6 protein-coding genes are annotated in these 9017 nt (G+C 73.0%); 2 read left to right on the plus strand and 4 right to left on the minus strand.

Features of this window, described 5'->3' with window-relative positions:
- The coding region (locus DI269_RS15255) for an ATP-dependent helicase (protein WP_112137285.1) at window positions 1–3886 on the minus strand (3886 nt) is incomplete at its 3' end.
- A gap of 193 nt (window positions 3887–4079) precedes the next feature.
- Between DI269_RS15255 and DI269_RS15260 the strand changes: the two genes are divergently transcribed.
- Window positions 4080–6047: a potassium transporter Kup gene (locus DI269_RS15260; RefSeq protein ID WP_112137287.1), complete on the plus strand. Its 1968-nt coding sequence runs from the start codon at window positions 4080–4082 to the stop codon at window positions 6045–6047.
- On the opposite strand, the gene DI269_RS15265 is transcribed toward DI269_RS15260, so the two are convergent.
- Window positions 6044–6481 (minus strand): VOC family protein, encoded by a 438-nt coding sequence (locus DI269_RS15265; RefSeq protein WP_112137289.1) that lies wholly within the window; start codon window positions 6479–6481, stop codon window positions 6044–6046. The genes DI269_RS15260 and DI269_RS15265 overlap by 4 nt on opposite strands.
- An 88-nt stretch (window positions 6482–6569) precedes the next feature.
- On the opposite strand from DI269_RS15265, the gene DI269_RS15270 reads away from it, so the two are divergent.
- Entirely contained in the window at window positions 6570–7157 is a 588-nt protein-coding gene (locus DI269_RS15270) for a TetR/AcrR family transcriptional regulator (RefSeq protein ID WP_112137291.1), read from the plus strand.
- Window positions 7158–7172: 15 nt separating this feature from the next.
- Here DI269_RS15270 and DI269_RS15275 read toward each other — a convergent pair whose 3' ends face one another.
- Window positions 7173–7802 (minus strand): fasciclin domain-containing protein, encoded by a 630-nt coding sequence (locus tag DI269_RS15275; RefSeq protein WP_112137293.1) that lies wholly within the window; start codon window positions 7800–7802, stop codon window positions 7173–7175.
- Window positions 7803–7846: 44 nt separating this feature from the next.
- Window positions 7847–9017, minus strand: a 1171-nt coding sequence (locus DI269_RS15280) for a molybdopterin-dependent oxidoreductase (protein ID WP_112137295.1), incomplete at its 5' end; no start/stop codon positions are given.

A 9017-nucleotide genomic window follows, 5' to 3' on the forward strand; every position in this document is an offset into this window, starting at 1 on the left:
CGCCGCCGTAGCGGGCGCGCGGGGCGGCGCGGCGGGTGCGGTGGGCGGTGGATCCGGCGGTGCGGCCGGAGCCGAGGAGGGCGCGCAGCGGGGCGAGGGTGTCGTTGGCGACGCGGCCGGACCAGACCAGGTCCCACAGGGCCGCGGTGAGTTCGGCGTCGGTGAACTCGGCGAAGCCGGCTTCGCGGACGCGGTCGGCGAGCTGGCGGAAGAAGAGCCCGTAGCCGCCGTCGAGGGCGGCGAGGATGTCGTTGTGGAGGTCGGTGGCGTCGAGGGGCTGCGGTTCGGGCAGGAGCAGCGGGGCGGTCTCGGCGGGGTAGAGGGCGATCCAGCCGTCGCTGCCGGGGAGGGCGCCCGCGCCGGCCCAGAGGACCTCGCCGGAGGCGGTGAGTTCGTCGAGCATCGCGGGGCGGTAGTCCTCGACGCGGGCGGGGAGGATGAGCCGTTCCAGGGCGGAGGCGGGGACGGCGGCGCCTTGGAGCTGCTCGACGGCGCGGGCGAGGCCGTCGACGCCTTCGAGGCGGGGGTCCTCTGATCCCTTGCCGCCCAGGTGCTGCCAGGTGGGCAGGTATTCGGCGAGGGCGGCGGGCGGGACGGGTTCGAGTTCCTTGCGGAGGGCGGCGAGGGAGCGGCGGCGCAGGCGGCGCAGGACGGTGGCGTCGCACCATTCGAGGTGTTCGCCGCCGGGCCGGAACTCGCCTTCGACGAGGCGGTCGGGGGCGATGCGGCGCAGGGCGGGTTCGGCGACGGCGGGGCCGAGGCCGAAGCGGGCGGCGGCGTCGGCGGTGGTGAAGGGGCCGTGGGTGCGGGCGTAGCGGGCGAGGAGGTCGCCGAGGGGGTCGTCGACGGGTTCGGTGAAGGCGTCGGGGAGTCCGGCGGGGAGTGCGGTGCCGAGGGCGTCGCGCAGGCGCCCGGCGTCTTCGACTGCGGCCCAGTGGGGTTCACCGGCGACCTGGACGCGGATGGCGCGGCCGGTTTCCTCCAGCGTTGCGGCCCAGGCGGGTTCGGCGCCGCGGGCGGCGAGTTCGGGGTCGGTGAGGGGGCCGAGGACGCGGAGGAGGTCGGCGACGCTCTCGGCGTCGCGGGCGCGGCGGTCCTCGGTGAGCCATTGGAGTTCGGTCTCGACCTGGGCGAGGACGTCGGGGTCGAGGAGGTCGCGGAGCTCGACCTGGCCGAGGAGGTCGGCGAGGAGGCGGGAGTCGAGGGAGAGGGCGGCGGCGCGGCGTTCGGCGAGCGGGGTGTCGCCCTCGTACATGAACTGGGCGACGTAGCCGAAGAGGAGGGAGCGGGCGAAGGGCGAGGGGTCGGCGGTGGTGACCTCGACGAGGTCGACGTCGCGGGCCTGGAGGTCGGTCATGAGTTCGGTGAGGCCGGGGACGTCGTAGACGTCTTGGAGGACTTCGCGGACGGCTTCGAGGATGATCGGGAACGTCGGGAAGTGGCCGGCGACTTCGAGGAGCTGGGAGGAGCGGAGCCGCTGCTGCCACAGGGGCTGGCGTTTGCCGGGCTGGCGGTGCGGGAGGAGCAGGGCGCGGGAGGCCGCTTCGCGGAAGCGGGAGGCGAACAGCGAGGTGCCGGAGACGGCGCGGGTGACGGTGTCGGCGATGGTGTTCGGGTCGAAGACGAGATCTGCGGCGCCGACGGGCGCGTCGGTGAAATCGGTGTCGGGCAGGCGCAGGACGATGCCGTCGTCGTGGTGCATGAGCTGGGGGTCGACGCCGTGGCGGTCGCGCAGGCGCTCGCCGAGGGCGAGGGCCCACGGGGCGTGGACCTGGGCGCCGAACGGGGAGTGGACGACGATGCGCCAGTCCCCCGTCTCGTCGCGGAAGCGTTCGATGACGACGGTGCGGTCGTCGGGGACGCGGCCGGTGGCCTCGCGCTGCTCGGCGAGGTAGGCGATGGCGTTGCGGGCGGCGAAGTCGTCGAGTCCGGCGGCGGCGAGGCGCTCGTGCGCGGCCGCGTCGTCCATGGCGGAGAGTTCGCGGACGAAGGCGCCGAGGCCGCGGCCGAGTTCGAGGGGGCGGCCGAGGCCGTCGCCGTGCCAGAACGGGAGGCGGCCGGGCACGCCGGGGGCCGGGGAGACCATGACGCGGTCGCGGGTGATGTCCTCGATGCGCCAAGAAGAGGTGCCGAGGGTGAACACGTCGCCGACGCGGGACTCGTAGACCATCTCCTCGTCGAGTTCGCCGACGCGGCCGCCGCCGCGGCCGGTGGCGGCACCGGCCAGGAAGACGCCGAACAGGCCGCGGTCGGGGATGGTGCCGCCGGAGGTGACGGCGAGGCGCTGGGCGCCGGGGCGGCCGGTGACGGTGCCGGCGGTGCGGTCCCAGACCAGGCGCGGGCGCAGTTCGGCGAACGCGTCGGAGGGGTAGCGGCCCGCGAGCATGTCGAGGGTCGCGTCAAATGCGGAGTCGGGCAGGGACGCGAAGGGGGCGGCGCGGCGGACGAGGTCGAGGAGGTCGCCGACGTCCCATTCGTCCATGGCGGCCATGGCGACGAGCTGCTGGGCGAGGACGTCGAGGGGGTTGGCGGGGACGCGGAGGGCCTCGATGCGGCCGTCCCGCATGCGCTCGGCGACGACGGCGGACTGGATGAGGTCGGAGCGGACCTTCGGGAAGAACACGCCGCGGGAGACGGCGCCGACCTGGTGCCCGGCGCGGCCGACGCGCTGGAGGCCGGAGGCGACCGAGGGCGGGGCCTCGACCTGGACGACGAGGTCGACCGCGCCCATGTCGATGCCGAGTTCGAGGCTGGAGGTGGCGACGACGGCGGGCAGCCGCCCGGCCTTGAGGTCGCCTTCGACCTCGGCGCGCTGCTCCTTGGAGATCGAGCCGTGGTGGGTGCGCGACAGGACCGGCGGGGCGCCCGCGGCGGCGCCCGAGCCGCCCATGGCCGCGGCGGGGCCGTGGTCCTCGGGCAGCGGGGCGCCTTGGCGGCGTTCGTATTCGATCTCGTTGAGGCGGTTGGAGAGGCGTTCGGCGACGCGGCGGGCGTTGGCGAAGACGATGGTGGAGCGGTGGGCCTCGATGAGGTCGACGATGCGTTCCTCGACGTGCGGCCAGATCGAGCCGGTGCGGCGCGGGTCGGGCGAGGTCGGCGAGGCGGGGGCGTCGCCGAGTGCGGACATGTCCTCGACGGGGACGACCACGCGCAGGTCCCAGCGCTTCTCGGACGGCGGCTGGACGACGGCGACGTCGCGCCGCGGTGACAGGAACCGGGCGACCTCGTCGACCGGACGCACGGTGGCGGAGAGGCCGATGCGGCGGGCGGGCCGGTCCAAGCGCGCGTCGAGGCGCTCCAGGGAGAGCGCGAGGTGCGCGCCGCGCTTGGTGCCGGCGACGGCGTGGACCTCGTCGAGGATGACCGTCTCGACGCCGGCGAGGGCGTCGCGGGCGCCCGAGGTGAGCATGAGGAACAGCGACTCGGGCGTGGTGATGAGGATGTCCGGGGGCCGGTTGGCGATCGCGCGGCGCTCGTTCTGGGGCGTGTCGCCGGAGCGGATGGCGACCCGGATGTCGGGCTCGGGCAGGTCGAGGCGGCGGGCCTCGGCGCGGATGCCGTCCAGGGGCGCGGCGAGGTTGCGCTCGACGTCGACGCCGAGGGCCTTGAGCGGGGAGATGTAGAGGACCCGGCAGCGCCGCTTCGCGTCGGCGGGAACGGGCGCGGTGGCGAGGGCGTCGAGGGAGGACAGGAACGCGGCGAGGGTCTTGCCCGAGCCGGTGGGCGCGACGACGAGGACGTCCCGGTCCTGCTCCAGGGCCTCCCAGGCGCCCTGCTGGGCGGTGGTGGGGGCGCCGAAGGCGTCGGTGAACCAGGAGGCCGTGGCCGGGGAGAACCGCGCGAGCGACGGGTGGGGGCCGGGTGCTCGCGGTGCTCTTCGGGACATGCGCTCAATGGTGCCTCGGGGGACCGACAGCGGCGGCCGAATCGGGCCGGGAGGCGCGGCGGCGGCGCGTCAAGAACGCGTATGGAACGCCGAGCCGGGTGTCAAAAACGCGTATGGATTCACGTAAATATGCTTCGGGCCGGGCATTCCGGAGGCCGTTCGCGCTAGCGTGCGGCACCGGAAGGGAGCTCACGTGACCGCTCAAACCAGCGAGGGCAAGCTCGATCGGAAACCCGTCGGCACGCCCCCGCGCCACCCTGGAAAAGGCGGCCCGCTGCGCCTGGCCCTCGTCGTCGGCGCCCTCGGCGTCGTCTACGGCGACATCGGGACCAGCCCGATCTACGCCCTCCAGACGATCTTCAACCCCGCGGACCCGCACCCCGTCCCGGTGAACACGGCGAACGTCTACGGCATCGTCTCGCTGATCTTCTGGTCGGTCACGATCATCGTCACGGTCTTCTACGTCGGCTTCGCGATGAGGGCCGACAACGACGGCGAGGGCGGCATCATGGCCCTCATCACCCTCATCCGCCGCCACGCCTCCGGGCGCGGCCGCAAGGCCGCCCTCCTCCTCGCCGCCCTCGGCATCTTCGGCGCCGCCCTGTTCCTCGGCGACTCGATGATCACCCCCGCGATCTCGGTCCTGTCGGCCGTCGAGGGGATCAAGACCATCAGCTCCGGCCTGGAGTCGTTCATCATCCCCGTGACCGCGGTGATCATCGTCCTCCTGTTCGCGGTCCAGAAGCGCGGCACCGCCGTCATCGGCCGCTGGTTCGGGCCGATCATGATCGCCTGGTTCAGCGCCCTCGCGCTCCTGGGCGTCGGCGGCATCGCCGGCAACCCCGAGATCCTCCGCGCCCTGTCCCCCACCTACGCGATCGACTTCGTCTTCGGGAACTTCGGCACCGCGTTCTTCGCCCTCGCCGCGGTCATCCTCGCGTTCACCGGAGCCGAAGCCCTGTACGCGGACATGGGCCACTTCGGGCGCAAGCCGATCTCCCGCGCCTGGATCCTCATCGTCTTCCCCTCGGTGATGCTCAACTACATGGGCCAGGGCGCGCTCATCCTGGAGGACACCGCGAACGTCTCCGGGTCGTTCTTCCTCCTCGCGCCCGAGGTCCTGCGCATCCCGCTGCTGGTCCTCACCACCGCCGCCACCGTCATCGCCGCCCAGGCCGTCATCAGCGGCGCGTTCTCCGTCGCCGCCCAGGCCTCCGAGCTCGGCTACCTCCCGCGCCTGCGCGTCGCGCACACCTCCGAGCACTGGTACGGCCAGATCTACGTCCCGTGGATCAACTGGCTGCTCATGGTCTCGGTCCTGGTGCTGGTCTTCGCGTTCCGCACCTCCGAGGCGCTCGCGTTCGCCTACGGCATGGCCGTCATCGCGACGATCGTCATCGTCGTGATCCTGTTCCTGTACATGGCAAGGACCCGCTGGAACGCGCCGAAGTGGGCGCTGGCGACCGGCGGCGGGCTGATGGTGCTCATCACCATGACGTTCCTGGCCGCCAGCTCGACGAAGATCATCCACGGCGCCTGGCTGCCGCTGCTCATCGGCCTCCTCGCGTTCACCGTCATGATCACCTGGCAGCGCGGCCGCGAGGTCGTCACCGCCGAGCGCGAGAGCCGCGAAGGGTCGCTGCGCGAGTTCGTCGACAAGCTCCGCGAAGGCGAACCGAAGGTCGCCCGCGTGCCCGGGACCGCGATCTTCCTCGACCGCGGCAAGCACAGCGCACCGCTGGCCATGCGCTCCAACCTGGAGCAGAACCACGCCCGGCACTCGCAGATCGTGATCCTCTCGGTCGAGACCGAACCGGTCCCGCGGGTCGCCGAGGGCGACCGGCTCACCGTCGACCAGCTCGGGGACGACCGGGACGCGGTCATCCACGTGACCGCCCGCTTCGGCTACATGGAGACCCCGGACGTACCGCGCGCCCTGGAGGCGATCGAGCCCGAGCAGGCCGAGGGCCGCCGCCTCAACCTCGACCGGGCCACGTACTTCCTGTCGACGATCCAGCTCAAGCCGGGCAAGGAGAAGACGATGGCGATGTGGCGCAAGCACCTGTTCATCGCCACCGCCCACATCACCGCCGACGCCGCCGAGCACTTCCGGCTCCCGCGCGACCGCACGATGATCATCGGGTCGCACATCGAGGTCTAGGCGGGCTCGCGGCCGGGGGCGTACTGCTCGGCGTACTCCCCCGCCGCCGGGACGACGGTGATGACGTCGACCATGACGCCGTCGGGGGCGGCGACGATGAAGTGGCGCTGGCCGAAGTCCTCGGTGCGCAGGGTCAAGAGCTCGGTCAGGCCAGCCCCGCCGACGAGGCGGGCGTGCTCGGCGTCGACGTCGTCGACCTCGAAGTTGAGCAGCAGGCCGCCCTGGAGGCGGTTGCGGTGCCCTTCGGGGACCGTGGGGTGCGCGGCGTCGAGGATCGCGAGTTCGAACTGCGGGGCGTCGGGGCGCTGGAGGCTCACGTACCAGTCGGCGGTGAAGACCGCCTCGAAGCCGAAGTGGCGGATGTAGAAGTCGCTGGCGGCGGCGACGTCGCCGGTGGCGAGCACCGGGTAGAAGCCGGTGAGTTTCGCGGTCATGGAGTGGGCCTTCCTCTTCGAGTTTCACATACCCTGGGTATGTGGAATTCGATGTTAACATACCCGGGGTATGCGAAAAGGGGGCCGGATGAGCAGGGCCGAGCAGCGGGAGGCCACGAGGCGGGCGCTCCTGGAGGAGGGCCGGCGCCGGTTCGCGTCGGACGGGTACCACGACGTGGTGCTCAGCGAGGTCGCGAGCGGCGCGGGGGTCACCAAGGGCGCGGCGTACCACCACTTCGGGAGCAAGCTCGGGCTGTTCCGGGCGGTCGTGGCCGAGGCGCAGGAGGAGCTGGGCGCGCGGGTCGCGGCCGAGGCGGACCGGCACGAGGACCTCTGGGAGCAGCTGCGGGCGGGCTGCCGGGCGTTCCTGGCGGCCGGGACGGACGCGTCGGTGAGCCGCATCCTGCTGGTGGACGCGCCCACGGTGCTCGGCTGGGACGAGTGGCGCGCGATGGACGAGGCGTCGTCGGCGCGGCATCTCAAGGAGGCGCTGGAGTCGCTGGTCGCGGCCGGGATCGTGGACGAGCAGCCGGTGGAGCCGCTGGCGCGGCTGCTGTCAGGGGCGATGAACGAGGCCGCGCTGTGGCTGGCGCGGACCGGGGACGAGGAGGCGTTGGAGCAGGCCGCCCACGCTTTGGACCGGGTCCTGGGCGGCCTGCGTTCCGGGGCCGCCTGAGGGCGGCCCGGAACCCTAAGACGGCATGAGGACCGTGTCGATGATGTACACGGTCGCGTTCGCGGTCTGCACGTTGCCGCAGACCACGGCCGCCTCTCCGTTGACGGTGAACTCCTCGCCGGAGCCCTCGACGTCGAGCGTGCCGCCCTGGAGGGTGACGTGCTCGCCGGCGAGGTCCTCAGGGGCGAGTCGCCCGCCGACCACGTGGTAGGTGAGGATGCCCGTCAGCGTCTCGGTGTCCGCGAGGACCGCTTCGAGATCGGCCGCGGGGATCTTCGCGAAGGCGTCGTTCGTCGGCGCGAAGACGGTGACGTCCTCGGCCGAGTTGAGCGTGTCGACCAGGTCCGCCCCGGCCACCGCGGTGACCAGTGTGGACAGGACCGGGTTGTTGCTCGCGGCGGTGGCGACCGGGTCGTCGGCCATGCCGGTGAAGGAGCCCTCGCCGTCGGCCGGGACCGCGGAGCAGGCCGCGCCGAACTCGCCGGCCGCGGTCATCTCCTCGGTGGTCTCCTCGGGCGCGCTCTCCTCGCTCGACGTGGACTCCTCCGCGGAGTCGTCGCCGCCGGAGCCGCACGCGGTGAAGACGAAGGCGCAGCCCGCGGCGGCCAGGATGGCGCCGGCCCGGGTCAGCAGTCGGTTGTTCATGGTCTTGCCTCTCTGTTTCGATTGCAGCGCAATCGGTTTCCGGTTCATTCGGCGGTCAGGACGATGGAGTGCCAGCCGGTGGCACCGTCGGGGAAGGGCGGGACGCGCTCCTCGGTCTGGGTGAGGCCGTCGCCGTCGGTGGCGCGGACCTCCAACCTGCGGCGGCCCGGTTCGGCGTCCCAGGTCCACTTCCACTGGCGCCACGTGTCGCTGCCGATCACGGGCGCGAGTTCGGCGTCGTTCCAGGGGCCTTCGTCGACGCGGACCTCGACGCGGCCGATGCCGCGGTGCTGGGCCCAGGCGACGCCGGCGACGGTGACCGGTCCGGCCGGCACGGTCTTGAGGGCGCCGGGGGTGTCGATGCGCGAGAAGGTCTTGACCGGCGCTTCGGCCTCCCAGCCGCGGCGGACCCAGTAGGCGTCGTAGTCGCCGAAGGAGGCCAGCTCGATCTCGGTGAGCCACTTGGTGGCCGAGACGTAGCCGTAGAGGCCGGGGACGATCATGCGCACCGGGAAGCCGTGCTCCAGCGGGAGCGGCTCGCCGTTCATGCCGACCGCGAGGAGGGCGTCCCGCCCGTCGGTGCAGACCGCGGTCGGGGTCCCGGCGGTCCAGCCGTCGGAGGAGCGCGAGACGACCTGGTCGGCACCGGGTTCGGGCCCGGCTTCGGCGAGGAGCTCGGCGAGGGAGGCCCCGAGCCAGCGCGCGTTCCCGGCGAGCGTGCCGCCGACCTCGTTGGAGACGCAGGAGATCGTGATCTCGCGTTCGAGGAGGTCGCGGTCGAGGAGGTCCTTGAAGGTGAGCTCCATCGGGTTGGCGACGCGGCCGGTGATGCGCAGCCGGTAGTCGGCCGGGACCAGGCGCGGGAGCACCAGGGCGGTGTCGACGCGGTAGAAGTCGGCGTTGGGGGTCAGGTAGGGGGTGAGGCCGTCGGCGTCGAGGCCCGTGCCGGAGGGCCCGACGGAGGCCGGTTCGGGGAGTACCACTGCGCTCCTTGCGGCTTCGAGGTCGGAGGTGCCGCTGAGGCGCCACCCCGCCGCACCGGCGAGGCCGGCTCCCGCGAGGGCGATGAGCACGCCCCTGCGGTCGACGGCCCGGCCGGGCGCGGCGGGGTCGGGTCGTCCGCGGAGCAGCAACGCGAGGACGACCGCGCCGCAGGCGGCGCCGACGAGCGACGGCACGGCCCACGAGAGGGAGGCGGCGGGACGGGTCGCGGCG

Origin of the sequence: Glycomyces dulcitolivorans (genome assembly GCF_003265355.1) — a bacterium.
In the GTDB taxonomy this organism is placed as follows: Bacteria; Actinomycetota; Actinomycetes; order Mycobacteriales; family Micromonosporaceae; genus Glycomyces; species Glycomyces dulcitolivorans.

Bases quoted from the DNA above. Each gene is read 5' to 3' on its own strand.
- DI269_RS15270 (WP_112137291.1), top strand. From the start codon at position 6,570: ATGAGCAGGGCCGAGCAGCGGGAGGCCACGAGGCGGGCGCTCCTGGAG.
- DI269_RS15265 (WP_112137289.1), bottom strand. From the start codon at position 6,481: ATGACCGCGAAACTCACCGGCTTCTACCCGGTGCTCGCCACCGGCGAC.
- DI269_RS15275 (WP_112137293.1), bottom strand. From the start codon at position 7,802: ATGAACAACCGACTGCTGACCCGGGCCGGCGCCATCCTGGCCGCCGCG.